The following is a 23731-nucleotide window of genomic DNA, read 5'->3' on the forward strand; positions in this document are numbered from 1 at the left end:
CTCTAGGGTGAAGAGGTGCGTCTCACCCCTCGTTCCCTCGGAGCGATCCTGGCCATAGCGTCACTGTGGGGACCGGGGACTGCAGCCCTCACACCGACGGCGAACGCCCCGACAGGGGGCTCGTCGATCGCCGTCACCGCAGAGAAGTCCGACGTCGTCATCGACGAGGTCGCCGCAGCCGGGCCGCGATCGGCAACGGACGGGTTCTTCGAACTCCGCAACGATTCGGCGGCGGAGATCGATCTCACCGGCTGGTCGGTGTCACGCTGCACCGCGGAGGGCAGCCTCGAAGCCATCCCCGACGTCGACCTTCGTGGCGTCGTCCTCGCCCCCGGTGCGCTGTTCACCGCCGAGCATTTGGGCAGCCGGCGACCCGGCCTGCGCGCTGACGCCTACTTCGCCCGGGCCATCGATCCGACCGGCTACGGGTTCGCGCTGCGCATGCCCGACGGGTCCATCGCCGATCGTGTGGCGGTCTACGCCAACACCCCCATCGCCGTGCTGACGGAATGCGGGATCGGTCCGAACCTGCCCGTCACCCTCGCGGAGGCTCTCGACGAGAGCTGGCAGCGAACGGAGGCCGGTACCTGGGTGCGGGCGAAGGCCACGCCGGGCGCCCCGAACGCGGCGCGGTCCGAACCGGTCGCCGACACCGCGGTGCGGATCGACGAGATAGCGCCTGCCGGTCGAGTCGGTCACGGCGACGATCTGGTGGAACTGCGCAACACGGGCGTCACCGCGCAGGACGTCGGCGGGTGGAAGGTGTACCGCTGCACGGCACGCGGAATCGCCAGCGAGGGCACGCTGCAGTACACCTTCCCGGAGGGCGCACGTCTGGCCGGCGGTGAGCGGTTCGTGCTGAGCGGTCCGGAGGGTCTCGGGACGATCGCGGACGCGCGCATGGAGACCTCTCTGGCAGATCGGACGAGCGGCATCCTGATCGTGACGGCGAAGGGCCTCCGCGTCGACGGCCTCACCATCTCGGCAGGGCCCGACACGGCCTGCCAGACGGGGGATGCGAAGTTCACCGACCGGCTGGATTTCCGTCGAGGTGAAAGCTGGCAGCGTCAGGCCGACGGACGGTTCCTGATCGCACGCAGCTCCCCGGGCGCGATCAACAGCCACATCGACGATCGCTACTCGCCGCGCACCTTCTCGCTCGAGTGAAGACCCGGCGGTGCCAGGGCGCGTGACCTACGCTGGAGGCATGACAGCCGGCCGCGACGACGACGCCCTCTCCTGGGACGGTGACGACGATCCGACGCTGGTGACCGGTGTCGACGAGCGGGACACCACGGCTACCGCCGCCGACGCCGCGACCGACGAGAAGGCGGCGGTCGAGGCATCCGTCCCCGTAGCCCTCCCGCAGGGCTTCGACGCCGTCGGGCGCGGGTCGGACGAGGTCGGCCGCCTCGAGCGTGACGGCACGGTGACCGCGGTGTCCGAGCCGAAGCCGCTCGGCAACGCGGCTCTCGTCGGCATCGGAATCCTCAGCGGCATCTACCTGCTCTGGACGATCGGGTGGGTCGTGGGCGGGCTGCGACTGCAGGGGACCGCGCAGTTCCTCGTGGCCCCGGTCGGTTATCTGGTCAGCCTGTGGCTGGCGATCCTCGCCCCCCTGATCTGGTTCGTCACCACGTTGGTCCTCACCCGCGGCTCCCACACGTGGGTGCGGGTGCTGTGGCTGCTCGCGGGGGCGATCCTGCTCGTGCCCTGGCCGTTCCTCGCCGTCGGGGCGGTGGGTCAGTGAGCGCGGTGCAGACGGATGCCGCGGCATCCGCACGTCGTACCCCGACGTGGCTCGTCGCCACGATCGCCGGACTGTTCGGGCTGTTCTACGCGTACGCCGTCTGGAATGCGGTGGCCTTCCTCATCGCTCAGGCGAGCGGCCCGCTGGGATTGAACGGCCTCGGATGGTTCGTGCTCATCCTGCCCGTGGTGCTGCCCATCCTCGTCTTCGCGGGCGCTCTCGCCATCGGCCGGCGGCGGACCGCGCTGCACCTGCTGCTGGTGATGCTCGCCGGTCTGACCCTTGTGTCGGTGTTCTGGCTCGACGTCATCGGGTACGCGGCCTCGTCGGGTGCGTCCCTGCTGGGCTGAGATGCACCGACGCGGGGGAGCGCGGCCGCGAACCGTCACACGGTGCGAGCCGCCGAAGCGCCCACGGTAGGCTGACAGCGATCTCGCCGCCCCCGCCCCGGGTCGTTCCGACGGGCATGCGGCGCGCTGATCTCGCCTCCACCCCGCCCCGATCGCCCCGCTCCCGCGGTGCGCGTGAACGCTCGAAGGACCCACCGTGTCGAAGCCCGTCGTCCTGATCGCCGAAGAACTCTCTCCCGCCACGATCGACGCGCTCGGTCCCGACTTCGACGTCCGCCAGGTCGACGGCACCGACCGCCCCGCGCTCCTGGACGCCCTGGCAGACGCGCACGCGGTGCTGGTGCGTTCGGCGACGAAGATAGATGCGGAAGCCCTGGCCGCAGCCCCGGTGCTGAAGGTCGTCGCCCGTGCGGGGGTGGGCCTGGACAACGTCGACATCAAGGCCGCGACCACCGCCGGCGTCATGGTCGTGAACGCACCGACGTCGAACATCATCTCGGCCGCCGAGCTCACCGTCGGCCACATCCTGAGCCTCGCGCGCCACATCCCGGCCGCCCACGCCTCGCTCGCCGCCGGACAGTGGAAGCGCAGCGCCTACACGGGCACCGAGCTGTACGAGAAGACGGTCGGCATCATCGGCCTCGGGCGCATCGGGGCGCTCATCACCGCCCGCCTGCAGGCTTTCGGTGTGCAGGTCGTCGCGTACGACCCGTACGTCACCCCCTCCCGCGCACAGCAGCTCGGAGTGACGCTGCTCTCGCTCGACGACCTGCTCGCGCAGAGCGACTTCATCTCGATCCACATGCCGAAGACCCCCGAGACCACGGGCATGATCGGCGCCGAGCAGTTCGCGCGGATGAAGTCGTCCGCCTACATCGTGAACGTCGCGCGCGGAGGGCTCATCGACGAAAAGGCGCTCTACACGGCTCTGACCACGGGCGAGATCGCCGGCGCGGGACTGGACGTCTTCTCCACCGAACCGCCCTCGGTCGACGGGCCGGCCTTCCCCCTGCTCGACCTGCCCAATGTCGTTGTGACCCCTCACCTGGGTGCGTCCACGGAAGAAGCGCAGGAGAAGGCCGGCGTGTCGGTCGCCAGGTCGGTGAAGCTCGCGCTCGAGGGCGACCTCGTGCCCGACGCGGTCAACGTCGCCGGGGGGATCATCGACCCGTTCGTGCGCCCGGGCATCGCCCTCGTCGAGCAGCTCGGGCAGTTCTTCACCGGACTCGCCGAGAGCGCGCTCACCAGCCTCGACATCGAGGTGCGCGGAGAGCTCGCGGCGTACGACGTCAGCGTCTACCGGCTCGCCGCTCTGAAGGGCATCCTCGCGAATGTCGTGAGTGAGAACGTCTCGTACGTGAACGCACCGCTGTTCGCTGAGCAGCGCGGCATCGAGACGCGACTCATCGTCGAAGCGGACAGCCCGCAGTACCGCAACATCACCATCCTCCGCGGCACCCTCGTCGACGGCTCGGTGCTGACCGTCGCCGGCACGCTCGCCGGCACGCGCATGGTGCCGAAGGTCGTCGGCATCAACGGGTACGAGATCGAGGTGCCGATCGAGCGTCACCACGTCGTGATGCGCTACGCCGATCGTCCGGGCATCGTGGCCATCTACGGGCAGGAGCTCGGCGGCGCCGGCATCAACATCGAAGGCCTCCAGGTGGCCAGACCGGATGCCACGGGCCGCGCGCTCTCGGTTCTCACGGTCGATTCACCCGTGCCCGACGTGCTGCTCGAGCAGATGCGCGTGGCCGTCGGCGCGGACATGTTCCAGCAGATCCTGCTCACCGAGGACTGATCCCGGTGATCGTTCGGTCGCCTGCCGGCCGGCCGCGAACGGTCGCGACACGCCGTTCCATCGCGAACGGGGCCGGGTGTCACGGCGTGTCGCGACCGTTCGGTGGCCGCCTGCGTGCCGCGCCAAGGTCGGCACACAGCGCACGGGTCCACTCCGGCCGCGGCGCGCCGGGCAGAGGTGAAGAGCGGGGCGGCAGCATCCGCGGGTCATACGGTAGAAGGACGCATCGTTGAGAGGATCCCTCGTGACAGACGCTCCGCTCCCACCGCCGTACACACCGCCGACGAACGGGCCCGGGTCGGCGCCCGCGACAGTAGCGGGAACGGATGCCGCGGCCGCTCCCGCGCTGCAGCTCGTCGGTCTCAGCAAACGCTTCGGTGACAAGGTGGCCGTCGACGACCTGCACTTGACCGTGCCGACGGGTTCGTTCTACGGCCTGGTCGGACCCAACGGCGCGGGCAAGACCACCACCCTCTCCATGGCGACCGGGCTTCTGCGTCCCGACGCCGGCCGTGCCTTGATCGACGGCATCGACATGTGGGCGGACCCCCTGCGCGCGAAAGCGCTCATCGGCAACCTCGCCGACGGTGTGGCGCTGTTCGACCGACTCACCGGCGAGCAGCTCGTGACCTACAACGGCATGCTGTTCGGGCTCGACCGCGCCACGGTCGCCGAACGGGTCGCCGATCTGCTGCGGCTGCTCGACCTCGAAAGCGCCGCCGGCACCCTGGTCGTGGACTACTCCGCGGGGATGACGAAGAAGATCGCCCTGGCCTGTGCCCTGGTGCACGCGCCACGCATCCTCGTGCTCGACGAGCCCTTCGAGTCCGTCGACCCGGTCTCGGCGGCGAACATCCGCGACATCCTCACGAGCTACGTGGCAGGCGGCGGCACCGTGATCGTGTCGAGCCACGTCATGGACCTCGTCCAGCGGATGTGCGACCACGTCGCCGTGGTCGCGGCAGGCCGCGTGCTGGCCGCCGGCACCATCGACGAGGTGCGTGGCGAGCAGACGCTGGAAGACCGTTTCGTGCAGCTGGTGGGCGGGCGTCACCACGCGGAGGGGCCGGAATGGTTGCGACACTCCTGAGGCTGCGGCTGCGGGTGCTGGGCAATTCGCTCACCCGCAGCACGTGGCAGCTGGTCGCGACGGTCATCGGCGGGCTGTACGGCCTCGGAATGCTGGTCGCGGTGGCCGCGGGCGCGGTCGCGCTGGGGTTGTCGGCGTCGTTCGACCTTGCGGCGACGATCATCGTCCTGGCGGGGTCCCTCCTGACGCTCGGCTGGGTGCTCTTCCCGCTGCTGCTGACCGGGATCGAGCAGACGCTCGATCCGCCGCACCTGGTGCAGTACCCGATCCCGATGCGCACCCTGCTGATCGCACTCACACTCGCCGGGGTGATCGGCATTCCCGGCGCTGTGTCGCTCCTGGCGGGGCTCGCTTCGGCCGCCGCGTGGCTGCGCTCCCCGCCGGCGATGGTCGCCGCGGTCCTCTGCGCGGTCATCGGCGTCGTGACCGCCGTGGTGGCATCGCGCGCGATGGCGGCGCTGAGCGTCGGCCTGCAGTCCAGCAGGCGCGCCCGAGAGCTGAGCGGCATCTTGATCATCATCCCGCTCCTGCTGCTCGGGCCCATCATCATCGCGCTCACGCAGGGAATCAGCAGCTCTGCCGGCGCGCTGCCGAACCTGGCCTCGGCACTGGGATGGACCCCACTCGGTGCGGCATGGGCCGTGCCTGGGGCCATCGCCCTCGGCGACATCGGGGGAGCGGGCCTCCGGCTGCTCATCGCGCTGGCGACCCTCGTGCTGCTGTACATCGTGTGGCGCGGAGCGCTCGCCCGGGCCCTGTTGACACCCGCCGTCGCGACGAACCGGTCGGTGTCGCGCGGCAAGCTCGGCGTGTTCGCGCGCGTGCCGCAGACGCCCGCAGGCGCGATCGCTGCGCGCTGCCTGACCTACTGGCGGCGCGACCCCCGCTACGCGCGTCAGCTCATCTCGGTGCCACTCATTCCGGTCCTGCTGTGGTTCTACTCGATCCTCAACGACGCGCCGATGCTGGTCATGTGGACGGGCCCGCTGCTCGGCTTCACGTTCGCGCTCACGCTGGCCTCGGACATCTCCTACGACGGCACGGCCTTCGCGACCCATCTGATCGACGGGGTGCGGGGGAGGGACGATCGCCTCGGCAGGCTCTCGGCCCTAGCCGTCTTCGCGGTCCCGATCACGGTGCTGGCGGCGGTCGGCGGAGTCGCGTTCGCAGACCAATGGCAGCATCTCCCCGTCATCCTCGCCCTGTCGATCGGGACGATGCTCACCGGCATGGGAGTCGTCTGCATCTCGTCGGCGAGGTTCGTCATGCCGGTACCGCGCGCCGGCGACAACCCCTTCAAGTCGGCTCAGGGCTCGAGTTTCACGACGGGACTGCAGGTGTTCGCCGTGTGGGGCATCGTGCTCGCCCTGATGATCCCGACGGGCGTCCTCGCAATCATCAGCTTCGCATCCGGCTCGGCGGTCTTCGGTTGGAGTGCGCTGGCGTGCTCCGTGGTCATCGGTGTCGCGGTGCTCATCATCGGCATCCGCGGAGGTGGTGCACTCCTGGACCGCACCGGCCCGACGCTCCTCATGCAGCTCCGGCGGCTCCGCGGCGCGTAGGCGGCTCTGCGGCGCGTCCGTTCCATCCGGAGCGTCAGCGCGCCGCTGCGGAGAGCACGAGAGCGATCAGCGCGTCGAGCTCTTCATCTCTCGGAACGGGGCCGGGAACCGACCCGCCGTTGAGCGCATTGTTGAAGTACAGGCCGTCACTCACCAGCATCACGAGGTCGAGGGCGGTCTCGTCCTTCGCGTGCGGGCGCAGCGCCCCCGCCCAGTGCTCCCGGACCGCCCGGAGCGCCTCGGACGCCACCGTGTTGCCGCCCTGAGCGAGACGTGACACCCCGATGAGCGCGCGGTCCAGGGGGTCGTTCTCCATCACCGAGGAGCGCAAGAAATAGGCGATGGCGCCCTCAGGTGCGGTGGTGATGAGCGCGATGTCGTCGTCGACGAGGCGCTCGAGGCGTTCGATCAGCCCGTTCTCCAGCGCGTCCTTCGAGGCGAAGTGATAGAGCAGACCGCCCTTGGAGACCCCGGCAGCGCGGGCGGTGGCATCCATCGTCGCCGCGCGCTCGCCCTCGGCGATCAGCAGATCGGAGAACGCATCGAGCACGGACTCGCGGGCGCGCGGCGGTCGGCTCATGGTCTCGATGGTATCGACGTGGACGTCACCCGTCTGATACTATACCGGCTGGACGGTTTACTTATTCCGTCGAAACCGAGGACACCATGAGCACCACCTACGAACGCATCCCCACCGAAGCCCTGACGACCTCTCCGCGGGTCGGCTGGCGCGGCTGGACCGCTCTTGCTGTGCTGATGCTGCCGGTTCTGCTCGTCTCGGTCGACAACACGGTTCTCAGCTTCGCCCTGCCGCAGATCGCCCTGCACCTCGAACCCACCAGCACCCAGCAGCTCTGGATCATCGACGCCTACCCGCTGGTGCTCGCGAGCCTGCTCGTGACGATGGGCACGCTCGGCGACCGCTTCGGTCGGCGACGGATGCTGCTCATCGGTGCGACCGGATTCGGAATCGTGTCCGTGCTCGCGGCGTTCGCACCCAGCGCCGCCCTCCTGATCGCCGCCCGCGCCGGCATGGGCGTCTTCGGCGCGATGCTGATGCCCTCGACTCTCTCGCTGCTGCGCTCGATCTTCCGCGATCGCGAACAGCGCCGCCTCGCGATCGCGATCTGGGCAGCGGGCTTCTCCGCGGGTATGGCCCTGGGCCCGATCGTGGGCGGTCTGCTGCTCGAGCACTTCGCCTGGGGCTCGGTGTTCCTCCTCGCCGTGCCCGTGCTGGTGCCGCTGCTGATCCTCGTGCCGCTGCTCATCCCCGAGAGCCGCGACCCCAAGCCCGGCCGCATCGATCCGCTCAGCATCGCGCTGTCTCTCGGCGCCATGGTGCCGTTCGTCTACGGCATCAAGTCGCTCGCGGTCGAGGGCGTTGCGGGCCCCGCGCTGCCGCTCATCGCCTTCGGCATCCTGCTCGCGGCGCTCTTCGTCCGTCGCCAGCTCAAGGCCGAACAGCCGATGCTCGACATGGCTCTGTTTCGGCACGCGCCGTTCTCGGGCGCGATCCTGGTCAATCTGCTGAGCGTCATCTCGCTGGTGGGCTTCCTGTACTTCGTGGCTCAGCACCTTCAGCTGATCCTCGGACTGAGCCCGATGGACGCCGGCCTCGCCCTGCTTCCCGGTCTCGCTGTCATGATCGTCGCCGGGCTGCTCATCGTGCCGGTCGCCCGCCGCGTCGCGCCTCGACTGCTCGTTCCGTCGGCGCTCGTGCTGTCGGTGCTGGGCTACGTGATGGTCGCGCTCACCGCCGGCGAGGGCTCGCTGTCCCTCCTCGTGATCGCCTTCATGTCGCTCGGAGCGGGTATCGGCATCGCCGAGACCGTCTCGAACGAGCTCGTGCTCAGCAGCGCGCCGGCGGCGAAGGCCGGTGCGGCATCAGCCGTCTCCGAGACCGCGTACGAGCTGGGCGCCGTGCTCGGCACGACGATCATGGGCGGCATCCTCACCGCCTACTACCGTGCCACGCTGCAGTTGCCCGCCGGGATCCCGGCCGACGCGGCGTACCAGGCGCGCGAGACGCTCGCCGGCGCGGTCGCGTCCGCCGACCAGCTCGGCGAGCCCCTGGCGACCGCCCTGCGCGACGCGGCGGCTCACGCTTTCGACGGAGGCGTGGTGATCACCTCGCTGATCGGCGCGGGTCTGGTGGCCATCGCCGCGGTCATCGCGGCCGTTACCCTGGGGAAGTCCCGTCCCACCGCAGCCGCCGAGCACTGATCCGTCCGCTCCGCCGCTGCCCCGTCAAGGAGTTCCATGTCGCAGGTGCAGCAGGTGCCCGAGTCCCGGACCGTGAAACTCGCCGTGATCCCCGGCGACGGCATCGGCCCGGAAGTCGTCGCCGAGGCCGAAAAGGTGCTGGATGCCGCGACCGCAGGTTCCGGCATCCGGTTCGACCGAACGCGCTTCTCGCTGGGTGCCGCGCGGTTCCTCGAGACCGGTGACACGCTCACCGACGAAGACCTCTCGTCGATCGCCGGTCACGACGCGATCCTGCTCGGAGCGGTCGGGGGCGTGCCGGGAGACCCGCGTCTCGCGGACGCCAACATCGAGCGGGGTCTGCTGCTGAAGCTGCGGTTCGAGCTCGACCACTATGTCAACCTGAGGCCGTCCAAGCTCTATCCGGGTGCACCGGGGCCCCTCGCCGACCCCGGAGAGATCGACTTCGTCGTCGTGCGCGAGGGCACGGAGGGTCCGTACGTCGGGAACGGCGGCTCCATCAGACGTGGCACGCCGCATGAGGTGGCCAACGAGACGTCGGTCAACACCGCCTTCGGAGTGGAGCGGGTCGTGCGCTACGCCTTCGACCTCGCGGAGCGGCGCCGCCGGAAGCTGACACTCGTGCACAAGACCAATGTGCTCGTCCACGCCGGAGGCATCTGGCAGCGGATCGTTAATGCGGTGGCGAAGGAACACCCCGGTGTCGCCGTAGACTACCTGCACGTCGACGCAGCAACGATCTTCCTGGTCACGAACCCGGGCCGCTTCGACGTGATCGTCACCGACAACCTCTTCGGCGACATCCTCACGGACCTGGCAGGCGCCGTCACCGGTGGCATCGGCCTCGCCGCATCGGGCAACATCAACCCCGACGGCGCGTTCCCCTCGATGTTCGAGCCCGTGCACGGTTCGGCGCCCGACATCGCAGGCCGGCAGAAGGCCGACCCCACGGCTGCGATCCTCTCCGTCTCCCTGCTGCTGGACCACCTGGGGCTGCGGGACGAGGCGGCACGCGTCACCCTCGCGGCCGAAGAAGACATCGCAGCCCGAGACGGCTCGCCCCGCACCACCTCCGAGATCGGCGACGCGATCGCGGCACGGCTCCAGGCGTAACCTGGAACCCCGCTCGCACCGCCGGCGACCCCACCGTAGGACGTGACATGACTCTCATCGATTCCAACCCCGACACCGACCTCGATCCGCTCGAGTTCGCCGTCACCCGCAACCTCGCCGCCAAGACCGCCGCGCAGCGCGAAGAGATCTTGAAGAACCCCGGCTTCGGCCAGTCCTTCACCGACCATATGGTCGACATCTGCTGGTCGGTGCGGGGAGGCTGGCACCGTCCGCGCGTGCAGCCCTACGGCCCGATCACCCTCGACCCCGCCGCCGCGGTGCTGCACTACGGGCAGGAGATCTTCGAGGGGATCAAGGCTTATCGCCACGCGGACGGTTCGGTCCACACCTTCCGCCCCGACCAGAACGCCCGTCGCCTGCAGCGCAGCGCCCGTCGGCTGGCCCTGCCCGAACTGCCCGCCCCGTACTTTTTGCAGTCCCTCCGCGAGATCGTCGCGATCGACGGCGCGTGGGTGCCGTCGGGCGAAGACCAGAGCCTCTACCTGCGGCCGTTCATGTTCGCGAAGGAGGCCTTCCTCGGCGTCCGTCCGGCGCACAAGGTCGCGTACTACGTGATCGCTTCACCCGCGGGCGCGTACTTCAAGGGCGGTGTGCAGCCGGTATCCATCTGGCTGAGCGAGGACTATGCACGCGCCGGCAAGGGCGGGACCGGCGCAGCCAAGACCGGCGGCAACTACGCCGCCTCGCTGTTGCCGCAGTCGGAGGCCTACGAGAACGAGTGCGATCAGGTCGTGTTCCTCGACCAGGACGGCAACGTCGAAGAACTGGGCGGCATGAACGTGGTGTTCGTGTACAAGGACGGCACGATCGTCACGCCGCAGTCCGACAGCATCCTCGAGGGCATCACGCGCGACTCGATCCTGCAGCTGGCGGTCGACCGCGGGCACAAGGTGCAGGGCCGGAACGTCTCGCTGACGGAGTGGCGCGAAGGTGTGGCATCCGGCGACATCGTCGAGGTGTTCGCGTGCGGGACGGCAGCGGTCGTGACACCGATCGGGCTGCTGAAGGGCAAGAACTTCTTCGACGAGCAGCCGACCGGCACACTCGCGCTGTCGTTGCGCGAGGAGCTGACCGACATCCAGTACGGCCGCCGCGAAGACCGTCACGGCTGGCTGACGCGACTGGACGCCTGAGCCGTTCTCCGCGGCAGAGTGGGTGGGGCGAAGGCACCGGTGCACGGCCGGGCGGGCGACGCGACCGGGTGCGGATGCTGCGGCCTGGGTAGGCTGAGCGGGTGAAGATCGCCCGATTCAGCCACCAGGACAGCATCCGCTTCGGCATCGTCGACGACCGCGACCTGGTCGTGCTCGACGGCGATCCGATGTTCGCGGGTTTCGAGACCACGGGCGAGCGCGTGCCCCTCGTCGATGCGGTGCTGCTGGCACCGGTGATCCCACGTTCGAAAGTGATCTGCGTCGGTCGCAACTACCGCGAGCACGCGGCGGAATTCGGCAACGAAGCGCCGACCGAGCCGATGCTGTTCCTCAAGCCGAACACCGCGGTGGTGGGACCGGGCGATGCCATCGTGCGGCCGCCGCAGAGCGAGCGCACCGACTTCGAGGGCGAACTGGCCGTCGTGATCGGCTCGATCGCCAAGAACGTGGCCGTCGAGCGGGCTGCCGAGGTCGTCTTCGGATACACGATCGGGAACGATATCACCGCGCGTGACCTCCAGAAGCGCGACGGCCAGTGGGCCCGAGCGAAGGGATTCGACACCTTCTGCCCCCTGGGACCGGTTATCGAGACCGAGTTCGATGTCGCGTCGGCCACCATCGAGTCGCGCCTCAACGGCGAGGTGCGTCAGCACACCCCGTTGAGCGACATGGTCCACTCCGTCGCGGACATCATCGCCTACGCCTCGGCCGCCTTCACCCTCCTCCCCGGAGACGTCATCCTCACCGGCACACCGGCCGGGGTCGGACCATTCACCGCGGGCGACACGCTCGAAGTCGAGATCAGCGGACTGGGAGTACTGACCAACACCGCACGCAACGCGTGACCGATGTCGAAGACCCGGCGCCCGCCGAGCTGCAGCGTATTCAGCGGCGCACCGTCGGCGTCCTGAGCGCCGGGCAGGTGCTCGGTGGTCTCGCCTTCGGTGCCACCATCTCGCTCGGCGCGGTCCTCGCCCGCGAGCTCTCCGGACAGGACGCGCTCTCGGGACTCGCCACGGCCGCCATCACGCTCGGAACGGCGATCTTCGCCGTGCCGCTCGCGCGTCTCGCGCGCCTTCACGGACGCCGGCGCGCCCTCACGCTCGGCATGCTCGTCGCCCTGGCCGGCGTCGTGGTCGTCCTCGGTGCGGTGAGCATCGACTCCTTCCCCCTGCTCCTGGTCGGATTCGGGCTCATCGGGTCGGGACAGGCCGCGAACCTGCAGTCGCGCTTCGCCGCTGCCGACCTGGCGACGGATGCCACGCGAGGCCGTGATCTGTCCCTGGTGGTGTGGGCCACCACGGTGGGCGCCGTGCTCGGCCCGAACCTCGTCGGTCCGGGCGAGGTGATCGGCGACGCGCTCGGAATGCCGGCGCTCACGGGCCCCTACGTCTTCACGCTGGTGGCGCAGCTTCTCGGAGTGGCCCTCTATCTGAGCGCCCTCCGACCGGATCCTCTCCTGCTGGCCAGGCGCGTGGCGGCGGTCTCGGCGGCCGCCGGTGCATCCGCGATCGCCCGAGTCGACCAGCCGCTCGTCGCCCGGTACGCCATCATCGCGATCGCCGGCGCCCACGGTGTGATGGTGGCTGTCATGGCGATGACCCCGGTGCACCTGCTGCATCTGATGGGCGGGGCAGGAGACGCGGCATCCGTCACGATCATCGGCTTCACGATCAGCCTCCACATCGCCGGCATGTACGCGCTCTCTCCGGTCTTCGGGCTGCTGGCCGACCGGTTCGGTCGGGTGCGCACCATCCTGCTCGGCCAAGGGCTGCTGCTGGCGTCGCTGCTGACGGCGGCTTTCGGCGAGGCCGACACGACCGCCGTGACGATCGCTCTCGTCCTGCTCGGACTCGGGTGGAGCGCCACCACCGTTGCGGGCTCGGCGCTGTTGACCGAGGCGTCCGGCGAACACCTGCGCACCCGTCGGCAGGGACGCAGCGATCTCACGATGAGCCTCGTCGCGGCGATCGGCGCGGTGCTCGCGGGCCTGGTGCTCGGATGGATCGGCTACGGGGGGCTCGCCCTCCTCGCGCTGATCGTGGTGATCGTGGTCGTGGGCTTCGCTCCGCTCACCCGGGCACGGCCGGTGGCATCCGTAGAGCCGCGTCGGCCGGGACGGTGATCAGCCGATCAGCGCCGTCGCGGCGAGACCTACGTCATCATCGTCGTTGAACACGTGGAATGCGACGCGGGCTCTGCCCGCCCGACCCGAGGCGGACACTCCCGCAGCTCCCAGACGAGCGAGGTCGCACCCGCTCGCATCGGACCACGTCACGATGGCGCTGGGACGTGGGGGAGCGGGGATGCCCATCCGGTCCCGGAACGCCGCGGCCAAGCCGGTGGTGTGCGCGTGGGCCGCTGCGCGGTCCATGTCCGCGAAGAGCGCCAGCGCGGGTTCGGCGCCGACGAACGCCTGCCACGCCGGTGAGACGTCGAAGCGCGAGGCGTCCTCCGCCAGCACCACCTCGTGGCCGTAGCACGACGTCCAGGGATCCGCCCCCGCGTACCAGCCGGCGAAGATCGGCGGAACGAGGTACTGCAGCTGCGCGGAGAGGGTGAGGAAGGCGACACCCCGCGGGGCGCAGAGCCATTTGTACGTGTGGCACACGAGGGCGTCGAACGCCCCCGCGTCGACCGGCAGCCAGCCCACGGCCTGGGTCGCGTCGCAGAAGGTGCGCGCGCCCGCGCGGTGTGCGGCGGCGACGATGGCGTCGGCGTCCGCCACCTCGCCCGTCGCCGACTGCACGATCGAGAACGCGACGAGCCACGTCCGCTCGGTGATCGCGTCGGCGAGTCCCGCCAGGGGCGCGATCCGTACACGAATCCCTCGACCGGCGTGCACGAAGGGCAGCATGATCGAGGAGAAATCGCCCGCGGCGCACAGCACCTCGGCGTCGTCCGGCACGGACGCGGCGATCAGGGCGGCCAGGACCGAGGTCTGCGAGCCGACCGCGACCCGGTCGGCGCTCACGCCGACGAGGTCGGCGAAATGCCGACGACTGCTTTCCACCAGCGCGGAGTAGGCGACCGGATCGGGTCGACCTCCCGCCGAGGCATGGGCATCGACGATGATCGCGTCGCGTGACGCCCGCGGCGTGAGACCCACCGTGCAGGCTGCGAGGTAACCGCGGCCGCCCGCGAACTCCGCGCGCACCGACGCGAGTGAGGCGGGCGAGATCGGAACGGTCACCCATCCAGGGTGCGGGACGCTCCACGCATTCGTCTACGGCACGTGTGAGATGCGACCCATGCGTGCGCATTATGATTCCGATCGTGGCCGATGCGCGGGATGAGTCTCCGGAGTTCGATGTGCAGACGCTCCGGGTGGTGAAGGCGATCGCCGACGGCGGCTCGATCACCGCCGCCGCAGACCTCCTGGGACTCAGCCAACCGGCCATCAGCCAGCAGATGAAGCGCCTCGAGCAGCGCCTCGGCGTGCCTGTCATCGAGCGCGCCGGTCGTCGGGTGCGACTCACCGAGGCCGGGCGCATACTCGCCCGCCACGCGCCTTCCGTCACGACGGCGTTGGATGCGGCCACGGAGGAGCTCGACGAGCTGCGCGGCCTGCGGGTCGGTCGCGTGCGCCTCGTGGGGTTCCCTTCCGCCTCGCCGTCGCTGGTGCCCCGACTGCTCGCCGACCTCGCGGTGCGCCATCCCGGCGTCGTCCTGACCTACGTGGAGGCCGAGCCGCCCGAGGCGGTCGCGGCGATCCGCGACGACCGTGCCGACGTCGCCTTGACGTTCAGCTACGCCGGCGACCGCGAAGATCCGCACCGCTCGAGCGCGCGAGGACTCGCGGTGCGCACCGTCGGCACCGACGACCTGCTCCTCGTGCTGCCCGCGGCACATCCTGCTGCCTCGCGCCCGCGTCGCGGCGACGTCGCGTCGCTCGCCGGGCTCGCAGGGGAGAACTGGATCGCAGGCTGTCCGCGCTGCCGGGGACATCTGCTCGAGCTGTGCGGTCGTCATGGCTTCGAACCTCGGATCACCTTCGAGACCGACAACTTCGTCGCTGTGGAGGGCCTCGTCGCGCAGGGCATCGGCGTCGCCACCCTGCCGCGCATGGCCGTCGAATCGTTCCCACAACTTCCGGGCATCGTGACGCGCCCCCTCCCCGCGGCCGAAGCGCGCACGCTGCACGTCGTCACCGCGCTCGGCGCCGAACGCGTTCCCTCCGTACGCGCCACCCTGAGCGCCCTCACGCGTGTGCTGCCGCCGTCCTCGGCGGTCGAGGCCACGGTGGCCGGGGGACGGGCGAACTAAGCTGGTGGGTGATGTCCTCCTCACCCGATTCCCGCACCACCACCGCCACCGGCGCCGACGTGCGCGTGCGCTTCTGCCCCTCACCGACCGGACTGCCCCACGTCGGGCTCATCCGGACGGTGCTGTTCAACTGGGCCTACGCCCGCCACAACGGCGGCACGCTGGTCTTCCGGATCGAAGACACGGATTCGGCGCGCGACAGCGAGGAGAGCTACCAGCAACTCCTCGAGGCGTTGCGGTGGCTGCGCATCGATTGGGACGAAGGGGTGGAGGTCGGCGGTCCGCACGCGCCCTATCGTCAGTCGCAGCGCCACGACATCTACCTCGACGTGCTCGACAAGCTTCGCGCGACCGGTCTCGTCTACGAGTCGTACTCGACCGCCGAGGAGATCGACGCGCGCAATACGGCGAACGGCCGTGCGAAGCAGCTCGGTTACGACAATCACGATCGCGATCTGACCGACGAGCAGAAGGCCGCCTACCGTGCGGAAGGACGAGAGCCCGCCTTCCGCCTGCGCGTTCCCGACCACGACCTCACCTACGACGACCTGATCCGCGGCGAGGTGACGTTCCCGGCCGGTTCGTTCCCCGACTTCGTGCTCGTGCGAGCCGGCGGCGTGCCGCTCTATCCCTTCGTCAACCCGGTCGACGATGCGCTGATGGGAATCACGCACGTCATCCGTGGCGAGGACCTGATGCCGTCGACGGCTCGCCAGTTGGCGCTCTATTCCGCTCTCGTCGAGGCCGGTGTGACGACGTTCATCCCGCGTTTCGCGCACATGCCTCTCGTGCTCGGCGACGTCGGCAACAAGAAGCTCTCCAAGCGCGACCCCCAGGCCGACCTGTTCCTGCAGCGCGAGAGGGGTTTCATCCACGAGGGCCTGCTGAACTACCTCGCTCTCCTGGGGTGGTCGATCGGCCCTGATCGGGACGTCTTCTCGCTCGACGAGCTGGTCGCGGCGTTCGACATCGTGGACGTCAACCCGAACCCGGCGCGGTTCGACCAGAAGAAGGCCGAGGCGATCAACGGAGACCACATCCGGATGCTGCAGCCCGCCGACTTCGCGGCTCGGCTCGTGCCCTACCTGACCGCGGCGGGTGTCGTGGCCGATCCCCCCACGGCCGACCAGCAGGCCATGCTCACAGCATCCGCGCCCCTCGTGCAGGAGCGGATGCAGCTGCTGGGCGACGCCCCCGCGCTGCTGGGCTTCCTCTTCACGAACGCGATCACGTATGCCGATGATGCGCTGGCGACGCTGCCTGCGAATGCGAACGAGGTCATCGTCGCTTCGGTCGCGGCACTCGAACTGGTGCCGGAGGGGGAGTTCACCGCAGCCGCAGCTCAGGAGGCTCTGGCCGCTGCGCTCATCGAAGGGCTCGGACTGAAACCTCGCGTCGCGTACGGTCCGCTGCGCGTCGCGCTGAGCGGCCGCCGGATCTCGCCACCGTTGTTCGAGTCGATGGAACTGCTCGGCAAGCGGGAGAGCATCCGTCGGCTGGGCGCACTCGTGGAACGCGCCTCCTGACTCCGCGTGGGTGTCGCGCGCCGATGCCCGCGTTCGCGGACACCTCCGGATGGTCACGTGGTGCCCGGTTTGGCTCACGCGTCCCCGTCGACTAGAGTTGACCCTCGGCACGGACTTCTGTCCAGCGCCTTGGGGTATGGTGTAATTGGCAACACGGAGGTTTCTGGTACCTTTGTTCTTGGTTCGAGTCCAGGTACCCCAGCAAGTGGAAAACCCCCGCTCAGCGGGGGTTTTTGCTTTTTCCCGATGACTCCGAGGCCCGTGGGCCGAGGGCAGTCCGATAATGGACACATGGATGCTTCACCGTCCGTCGCGACCGAAGCCGACTCGTCGATCGATGAGCTGACGGCCCTTCGGAAGCGGGCGTACGGGCCCGACGCCGACATCCTCCGAGATCCCCGTGCTCTGCGCCGTTTGACGGAGCTCGAAAGCGCCGACCGCCGGACGCGCGCGGTGCCACCCGTCCGTCCTGCTCCCGCGGGGCCCCACCAAACGGCCCCGGCGAACGCGGCAGACCCCGAGGGTGCGCGAGACGAATCCACGGCGCCGTCCGGTCAGGGGCGGTCCGCGGCGGTCGCGGATCGCGCCCGACCGTCGGAACGCGTCGACGATCCCGCTTCCCGCGTGGGAGCTGACCCCTCCCCGTCCGGTACACCGGGTACGCCGTGGCGACGCGTGCGAGGCGGCGTGCTCGCGCTCAGCCGGAAGTGGTGGGCCGTCGCCGCGGCGAGTGTCGTCCTCACCGCCCTCGCGATGTGGGGTCTCCAAGCCGCCACCGACCGGCCGGACGCCCTGCTCGCGCCGATCGCGTCGACGCCGGCCGAGCGCGAGGCGGTCGATGTGCCCGGGTCTCTGGCCGGCTACCGTGTCGACGATGCCGAGCTGCAGCGCTACGAGTCCTATGGTCGACTGCGGGTGTGGAGCGGTGAGAGCGCCGACGGCCGGCGCTGCCTGTTGCTCGAGACCGAGAGGTACGGCGTCTTCAATGCGGGCTGTGTTCCGGTCGGTCTCGACCCGGTCGTCGACTTCACGGTCTACGAGGGGATGCCCGCGGCGCTCCGCGGGGATCTGCCGGTCGGCAGCGTCGTGCGGTTCGTCCTCGTCGGAACGCAGGTGGAGGTGTCGGCCGCCACCGCGACCACGACCGCCTGAGGCTGATGCCCGGCTGTCATCCCCTGATCTCTTCGAGGGCTTCGATTCCTGCGGTCAGGTGATCCGGCATGTCGTCGCTGTGTGCGACGAGCAGCAGCGCCATCGCCGCCGCCCATCCCTCAGCACGGATCCACGTGGCATCGTCGTACACGTCGGCCAGCGCGGACCGGAACAGGGCTCTGCCATCGCTGTCGAACGCGAGCCACGCGGCTGCCAGATCGTAAGCGGGGTCGCCCGCCGTCGCGTCGCCGAAGTCGACCACGCCGACGAGCCGACCGGCGAGCACGACGAGGTTCGCCGCGTGCAGGTCGCCGTGGATCCAGACGGGCGGTCCGCCCCACGGCGGCTGCATGAGCGCATCGGCCCAGCGCGCGGCGGCCGAGGCCAGCAACGTGTCCTCGATCGCGCCGGACCGCCGCAGCATCTCCAGCCGCTCGTCCACCGCCGCCTTCCGCTCGACGAGCGGCACCCCCCTCACCGGATTGTGCGGAGCATCTGCGGGCGCCTCGCGGTGCAGTGCACCCATGACGGAGGCGAGAGTCCGAGCCCATCCGGCTCGCATCGCGCGGGGGACCGTGAGGCCGGAGGAGCCCTCGATCCACGGCACGACCGACCATTGCCACGGGAACGCGCCGCCCGGCGAGCCGACGAGGAGCGGCGCAGGTGTCTGTACGCCGACGGTGTTCAGACTCGGGGCCAGGACGCGAAGGGCCTTCTGCTCGTGAGCGATGAGCGGCGCGGCGAGAGCGCGACGGGGGAGGCGCACGGCAAGCTCATCACCCCACCGCCAGATCTCGCAGTCCCAGCCCTCTGCGACCTTGCGGAGCGGATCGGTCGCCGGTTCCCCGAAGCTCGTGGCCTGCTCGGCGAGCAGGGAACGGACCACGTGCTCATCGATCAGCACTTCGGATGCGGGCTTATCGGTCACCCGTAAACCTTCACACGGATCGATAATGGGCGAGTGGATGCGTCACCGATGCCGCCCGCGCTCCTTCGCGAGCTGTCCGATCTGCGTCGCCAGGCCTATGGGCCCGACGACGGCGCCGCGATGGAGCGCGATGCCCTCCGCCGACTCGGAGAACTCGAGGCGATGCTGCATCCACGTGGCGCGTCGGGCGAGACGCGAGCGCTTGCCATCATCGAGCTGCCCCCCGCCCTCGTGCCCCCGCGAGTCGAAGACTTCCTGCCTGCCGCGCCCGGCAGCGGCCCCGCGCCACGCCACCTTCGATCGCCTTCGCAGATCCGCGGGCTGCTGCAGAGCGGCGCCGTCGTCTCGACCATCGCCGCCGTCGTCCTGGCCACCGGCATCGCACTCGTCGCGACCGCTCCGCACGGCGAAGCCCTGCTCGTCGCGACTCCCGCGACGGGACTCGAGCGTCAGCAGCTCGTGGACGCGGTCGATCTGGAGTCATTCGGGCTCATCGGCGCACGCCTGCAGCAGTACGAAGACTTCCGCGGACTTTCCGTGTGGTCCGCGGCGACCGCACGTGGTGTGACCTGCCTGCTGGTGGGCTCGGATGCCGGGCGGCCGATGGGAGCCACCTGTGCGCCGTCACCGCTCAGACCCTCCTACGACTACACGATCTCGGACGACACCCCGCGGGGAGTGTCCGCGGGTCTCCCGCGAGGGAGCGTGATCCGCTTCACCTGGGACGACCAGACCGTGGGCGTCTGGATCGCCGAGGCGGCCGTCTCGTGAAGACGCGCCCGCAATGTGGATGTCCACGAATTGACCCTTGTGATTATGTTGTTCTGTGTTGTAGTCTGTGGGAATCGGCGAAGGAGCAGAAGTATGTACGCAACGGAGCGGCAGGAGCTCATCGAGCGCATCCTGATCGACGACGGACGCGTGGGTGTGCTCGATCTCGCCCGCCGCTTCGACGTCACCACCGAAACCGTGCGCCGCGACCTCCTCACCATGGAGCAAGGCGGCACACTCCGACGTGTGCACGGTGGCGCGGTCGCCTTGGAGCGGCCGAGCACCACCGAGCCGTCGATCGCCGATCGCAGCCACCGCCGCAGCAGTGCGAAGCAGGCCATCGCCCGCCGCGCGATCGAGGCGATCGGCGAAGGGTTCACCGGTTCGGTGTTCTTCGACGCGGGAACGACGACGGCCGCCGTCGCCGACCAACTGCCGTTGCGACTGGCGGCCGTCCGCGGCGCCGCCGAGGTCGTCACTCACTCGCTGAGCATCGCTCACGCGCTCGCCGACGTGGACTCGGTGTCGCTGTCGATCGTCGGCGGCCGCATCCGCGGCGTGACCGCGGCCGCCGTCGGCGCCGACACCGTGCACGCCATCGAGACGCTGCGACCCGACATCGCCTACGTCGGGGTGAACGGCCTGTCGCACGCGTTCGGGGCGAGCACGCCCGATCCCGAGGAGGCTGCCGTCAAACGCGCGGTCGTCCGCTCGGCCCGCCGCGTCATCGTGGTGGCGGACCAGACCAAATTCGGCCGCGAGCTGCTCGTCAGCTTCGCGGCACTGTCCGCCATGGACGTTCTCGTGACGGATGCCGCGCCCACGGCGCCGCTCGCGTCGGCGCTCAACGATGTAGGAGTCGAGGTGTGGTGCGCGTGATCGTCACCGTGACCGTCAATCCGTCCCTCGACCGGGCGGTACGCCTGGCCGCGCCCATCGAGCCGGGTGAGGTGCAGCGCGGCCTGGACGCCCGAGAGGATGCGGGGGGCAAGGGCGTGAACGTCGCACGAGCTCTGCGCGCCGCGGGGGTGGGCACCCTGGCCGTCGTCCCCTGCGCGCAGGACGATCCCTACCGGCTGCTCCTGGAGCACGACGGCGTTCCCGTCCTGCGGATCGAGGTGCAGGGGCGCACCCGCGCGAACCTCACCATCGCCGACCCGCAGGGCGCCACGACGAAGATCAACATGCCGGGGCCCCAGCTGTCGCAGGCCGAGGCATCCGCCCTCGTCGACGGCGTCGTCGCTGCTGCGGAAGGCGCTGACTGGGTCGTGCTCGCAGGGTCGCTGCCCCCCGGCGTCGGGGACGACTTCTACGCTGAGATCACGGCGGCGGTGCGTGCCCGTTGGGGTGCCGAAAGCCCGAAGATCGCCGTCGACACATCGGGTGCAGCCCTGGCGAGCGTCGTCGCGACCGCGCGTCCCGACCTGATCAAGCCGAACGACGAGGAGCTCGCCGAGCTGGTGGGCGCCGGCGCCTCGTCGGGTGATGATGACGTCATCGCCACCGCCATCGCGCACGCCAAGGACCTCGTGCCGGAGCGCGTGGCGGCAGCGCTCGTCACTCTGGGTGCCGCCGGTGCACTTCTGGTGACGGCCGATGGCGTCCTGAGGGCCTCGGCCCCCAAGATCATCGTGTCCAGCACGGTCGGTGCCGGCGACAGCTCGCTCGCGGGGTATCTGATCGCCGCCGCCGAAGGCCAGGACGACACCGGACGTCTGCGCCGCGCGGTGGCGTACGGTGCCGCCGCCGCATCGCTTCCGGGGACGCAGATCCCCGGTCCTGCCGACATCCCGGACTGGGACATCCCCGTCGACTCCCTCTTGCCCTGACGAACAGCCTCGCTCCACCACACTGCAGTGCCCGAAACGACCACGGAGGTCATCGAAATGTCCCAGACCATCACCCCGGAGCTCGTGTCACTCGACACGGACCTCGGCACTGACAAGGCCGCGGTGATCCGTGCCCTCGCGGCACGTGTCGTCGCGCAGGGCCGCGCCACCGACGCCGACGCGCTCTTCGCCGACGCATGGGCGCGCGAGCAGAAGGATGAAACCGGGCTGCCCGGTGGCATCGCGATCCCGCACGCGAAGAGTGCCGCGGTCACGACCCCGTCGCTCGCGTTCGCCCGTCTGACGCCCGGCGTCGATTTCGGCGCTCCGGACGGCCCGGCCGACCTGGTGTTCCTCATCGCTGCGCCCGAAGGAGCCGCCGAGGCACACCTGGCCGTGCTCTCGAAACTCGCGCGAAGCCTCATGCAGTCCGACTTCACGCAGAGCCTTCGCGCTGCGCTCACCCCGACCGAGGTCGTGGGCATCGTGAACAACGCGATCGGCGAGGGCGATGCCTCCGCCGCCCCCGCGCCGGCTGGTTCGACGGCGCCGGCCGCAGCCGCACCAGCCGCGGCAGCCGCCGCCGCCGCGGGCTCTGAGCTCTCGGTCGACGGTCATCCGGCGCGCATCGTGGCGGTCACCGCGTGCGCCACCGGAATCGCGCACACCTTCATGGCAGCAGATGCTCTGACGGCAGCGGGCAAGGACGCGGGAATCGATCTGATCGTCGAGCCGCAGGGTTCCAGCGGCTACCAGGCACTGCCGCAGTCGGTGATCGACAACGCGGACGCCGTCATCTTCGCCGTCGATGTCGACGTGCGCGAACAGCAGCGATTCGCCGGCAAGCCCGTCATCCGGTCGGGTGTCAAGCGCGGCATCGAGCAGCCGAAGCAGATGATCGCCGAGGCCGTCGCCGCTGCGAAGAACCCGAACGCCGCGCGCGTGTCAGGTGACGCCGGCGCCGCCGGCGCGACCACGGCCGCTCCCGTGTCGTTCGGTGCACGCATCCAGCGCATCCTGCTCACGGGCGTCAGCTACATGATCCCGTTCGTCGCCGGCGGCGGCCTGCTGATCGCGATCGGATTCCTCCTCGGCGGATACCTCGTGACGCAGGATGCCGCGACCGTCATCGTGAACAACTCGCTGTGGGATCTGCCTACCGAGAACATCACGTCGGACTTCGGACCGCTGGGTCAGTACCTCGGCTCGGTGTTCTTCATGATCGGTGCCACCTCCATGGGCTTCCTGGTCTCAGCCCTGGCCGGGTACATCGCGTTCGCGATCGCCGACCGACCGGGTATCGCTCCCGGCTTCGTGGCGGGTGCGGTCGCGGTGCTGATGCAGGCCGGCTTCATCGGCGGCATCATCGGCGGTCTGCTCGCCGGTGTCGTGGCCTGGTGGATCGGCCGCCTCAACGCTCCGCGCTGGCTGCGTGGCCTCATGCCGGTCGTCATCATCCCGCTCGTGGCGTCGATCGTCGCATCGGGTCTGATGATCCTGTTCCTCGGTCGTCCGATCGCGACGCTCATGCTGTGGCTCACCGACTGGCTGACCAGCCTCACGGAGTCGGGCGGCGCGGCCATCGGTCTGGGCGTCATCCTCGGTCTGATGATGTGCTTCGACCTCGGTGGTCCGATCAACAAGGTGGCGTACTCGTTCGCCGTCGCCGGGCTCGCTGCCGGGTCGGCCGACAACCCCGCGCCGCTGCTGATCATGGGTGCCGTCATGTGCGCCGGCATGGTTCCACCGCTCGCGATGGCTCTCGCCTCGACGGTCCTCGCCCGCCCGCTCTTCACCGCGGTCGAACGTGAGAACGGCAAGGCGGCCTGGCTGCTGGGTGCGTCCTTCATCTCGGAGGGTGCGATCCCGTTCGCCGCCGCCGACCCGCTGCGCGTCATCCCGTCGACGATGGTCGGTGGTGCGGTCACCGGCGCCCTGTGCATGATCTTCCAGGTGCAGTCGTATGCGCCGCACGGGGGCATCTTCGTCCTGTTCGCCATCAACCCGATCTGGGGCTTCCTCATCGCCCTCATCGCCGGCACGGTCGTCTCGGCTTTGCTGGTCGTCATGGCGAAGCGCTTCATCGCGCCGAAGGAGCTGAAGTCGGCCGAGACGTCGTCGACGTCCGTCGCGCCGGTGGCCGTCACCGCCTGATCGCTGGTGCAGGCACCGCGCATGCGGAATGCTGAAGAATA

General features: G+C 69.8%; 21 protein-coding genes and 1 tRNA gene. 19 read left to right on the top strand and 3 right to left on the bottom strand.

The features are described from left to right. Window positions 1–15 precede the first annotated feature (15 nt). The 6 genes from ACFXOO_RS05190 (at window position 16) to ACFXOO_RS05215 (ending at window position 6553) form a co-directional block, all read left to right on the top strand. A complete protein-coding gene (locus ACFXOO_RS05190; protein WP_378850864.1) occupies window positions 16–1167 on the top strand; it encodes a lamin tail domain-containing protein in 1152 nt (383 codons plus the stop codon). A 40-nt stretch (window positions 1168–1207) separates the two neighbouring features. Further along, window positions 1208–1750, top strand: coding sequence for a DNA polymerase III subunit gamma/tau (locus ACFXOO_RS05195; protein ID WP_394562941.1), 543 nt, complete (start codon window positions 1208–1210; stop codon window positions 1748–1750). Next, complete coding sequence (locus ACFXOO_RS05200; RefSeq protein ID WP_378838946.1) at window positions 1747–2100, top strand: hypothetical protein; 354 nt, start codon at window positions 1747–1749, stop codon at window positions 2098–2100. Before ACFXOO_RS05195 ends, ACFXOO_RS05200 begins: the two co-directional genes overlap by 4 nt. 196 nt (window positions 2101–2296) lie before the next feature. Beyond that, window positions 2297–3901 carry a phosphoglycerate dehydrogenase gene (gene serA / locus ACFXOO_RS05205; RefSeq protein ID WP_394562942.1) on the top strand — a complete coding sequence of 535 codons (1605 nt, stop codon included), beginning with the start codon at window positions 2297–2299 and terminating at the stop codon, window positions 3899–3901. Window positions 3902–4247: 346 nt separating this feature from the next. Then, the gene (locus ACFXOO_RS05210) at window positions 4248–4991 is read left to right on the top strand and encodes an ABC transporter ATP-binding protein (RefSeq protein WP_378839481.1); all 744 of its coding nucleotides are present in this window, start codon (window positions 4248–4250) and stop codon (window positions 4989–4991) included. Continuing rightward, the gene (locus tag ACFXOO_RS05215; RefSeq protein WP_394562943.1) at window positions 4973–6553 is read left to right on the top strand and encodes a transporter; all 1581 of its coding nucleotides are present in this window, start codon (window positions 4973–4975) and stop codon (window positions 6551–6553) included. Before ACFXOO_RS05210 ends, ACFXOO_RS05215 begins: the two co-directional genes overlap by 19 nt. A gap of 34 nt (window positions 6554–6587) precedes the next feature. On the opposite strand, the gene ACFXOO_RS05220 is transcribed toward ACFXOO_RS05215, so the two are convergent. Then, entirely contained in the window at window positions 6588–7133 is a 546-nt protein-coding gene (locus ACFXOO_RS05220) for a TetR/AcrR family transcriptional regulator (RefSeq protein WP_378838953.1), read from the bottom strand. Between the two features lie 86 nt (window positions 7134–7219). Here ACFXOO_RS05220 and ACFXOO_RS05225 point away from each other — a divergent pair, with 86 nt between their 5' ends. The 5 genes from ACFXOO_RS05225 (at window position 7220) to ACFXOO_RS05245 (ending at window position 13189) form a co-directional block, all read left to right on the top strand. Continuing rightward, the gene (locus ACFXOO_RS05225; protein ID WP_394562944.1) at window positions 7220–8776 is read left to right on the top strand and encodes an MFS transporter; all 1557 of its coding nucleotides are present in this window, start codon (window positions 7220–7222) and stop codon (window positions 8774–8776) included. 36 nt (window positions 8777–8812) lie between these two features. Further along, window positions 8813–9889 carry a 3-isopropylmalate dehydrogenase gene (locus ACFXOO_RS05230; protein ID WP_378838957.1) on the top strand — a complete coding sequence of 359 codons (1077 nt, stop codon included), beginning with the start codon at window positions 8813–8815 and terminating at the stop codon, window positions 9887–9889. 47 nt (window positions 9890–9936) lie between these two features. Beyond that, window positions 9937–11043 (top strand): branched-chain amino acid aminotransferase, encoded by a 1107-nt coding sequence (locus ACFXOO_RS05235; protein WP_378838960.1) that lies wholly within the window; start codon window positions 9937–9939, stop codon window positions 11041–11043. A gap of 101 nt (window positions 11044–11144) precedes the next feature. Then, a complete protein-coding gene (locus ACFXOO_RS05240; RefSeq protein WP_394562945.1) occupies window positions 11145–11909 on the top strand; it encodes a fumarylacetoacetate hydrolase family protein in 765 nt (254 codons plus the stop codon). After that, window positions 11906–13189 carry an MFS transporter gene (locus tag ACFXOO_RS05245; RefSeq protein WP_378838965.1) on the top strand — a complete coding sequence of 428 codons (1284 nt, stop codon included), beginning with the start codon at window positions 11906–11908 and terminating at the stop codon, window positions 13187–13189. The genes ACFXOO_RS05240 and ACFXOO_RS05245 overlap by 4 nt, the downstream gene beginning before the upstream one ends. On the opposite strand, the gene ACFXOO_RS05250 is transcribed toward ACFXOO_RS05245, so the two are convergent. Further along, complete coding sequence (locus ACFXOO_RS05250; protein ID WP_378850840.1) at window positions 13190–14257, bottom strand: aminotransferase class V-fold PLP-dependent enzyme; 1068 nt, start codon at window positions 14255–14257, stop codon at window positions 13190–13192. A gap of 83 nt (window positions 14258–14340) precedes the next feature. Here ACFXOO_RS05250 and ACFXOO_RS05255 point away from each other — a divergent pair, with 83 nt between their 5' ends. From ACFXOO_RS05255 to ACFXOO_RS05270, 4 genes are all read left to right on the top strand, one after another. Further along, window positions 14341–15330, top strand: coding sequence for a LysR family transcriptional regulator (locus ACFXOO_RS05255; RefSeq protein ID WP_378850837.1), 990 nt, complete (start codon window positions 14341–14343; stop codon window positions 15328–15330). Window positions 15331–15341: 11 nt separating this feature from the next. Then, window positions 15342–16856: a glutamate--tRNA ligase gene (gene gltX / locus ACFXOO_RS05260; protein ID WP_378850835.1), complete on the top strand. Its 1515-nt coding sequence runs from the start codon at window positions 15342–15344 to the stop codon at window positions 16854–16856. Between the two features lie 130 nt (window positions 16857–16986). Further along, window positions 16987–17058, top strand: a tRNA-Gln gene (locus ACFXOO_RS05265). Between the two features lie 89 nt (window positions 17059–17147). Beyond that, window positions 17148–18008 carry a hypothetical protein gene (locus ACFXOO_RS05270; RefSeq protein WP_394562946.1) on the top strand — a complete coding sequence of 287 codons (861 nt, stop codon included), beginning with the start codon at window positions 17148–17150 and terminating at the stop codon, window positions 18006–18008. Window positions 18009–18024: 16 nt separating this feature from the next. Here the strand turns inward: ACFXOO_RS05270 and ACFXOO_RS05275 are convergent, their stop codons facing one another. Beyond that, the gene (locus tag ACFXOO_RS05275; RefSeq protein WP_394562947.1) at window positions 18025–18936 is read right to left on the bottom strand and encodes an aminoglycoside phosphotransferase family protein; all 912 of its coding nucleotides are present in this window, start codon (window positions 18934–18936) and stop codon (window positions 18025–18027) included. 33 nt (window positions 18937–18969) lie between these two features. On the opposite strand from ACFXOO_RS05275, the gene ACFXOO_RS05280 reads away from it, so the two are divergent. From ACFXOO_RS05280 to ACFXOO_RS05295, 4 genes are all read left to right on the top strand, one after another. Then, entirely contained in the window at window positions 18970–19707 is a 738-nt protein-coding gene (locus ACFXOO_RS05280; RefSeq protein WP_378850826.1) for a hypothetical protein, read from the top strand. 93 nt (window positions 19708–19800) lie between these two features. Continuing rightward, complete coding sequence (locus tag ACFXOO_RS05285; protein WP_378838983.1) at window positions 19801–20586, top strand: DeoR/GlpR family DNA-binding transcription regulator; 786 nt, start codon at window positions 19801–19803, stop codon at window positions 20584–20586. Next, window positions 20583–21536, top strand: a complete 954-nt coding sequence (pfkB, locus tag ACFXOO_RS05290; RefSeq protein WP_394563211.1) for a 1-phosphofructokinase — start codon at window positions 20583–20585, stop codon at window positions 21534–21536. The genes ACFXOO_RS05285 and pfkB overlap by 4 nt, the downstream gene beginning before the upstream one ends. A gap of 57 nt (window positions 21537–21593) precedes the next feature. Continuing rightward, window positions 21594–23690 carry a fructose-specific PTS transporter subunit EIIC gene (locus ACFXOO_RS05295; protein WP_394562948.1) on the top strand — a complete coding sequence of 699 codons (2097 nt, stop codon included), beginning with the start codon at window positions 21594–21596 and terminating at the stop codon, window positions 23688–23690. The last annotated feature ends 41 nt before the right edge of the window (window positions 23691–23731 follow it).

This window comes from Microbacterium sp. P03 (assembly GCF_043556235.1).
Classification (GTDB): domain Bacteria; phylum Actinomycetota; class Actinomycetes; order Actinomycetales; family Microbacteriaceae; genus Microbacterium.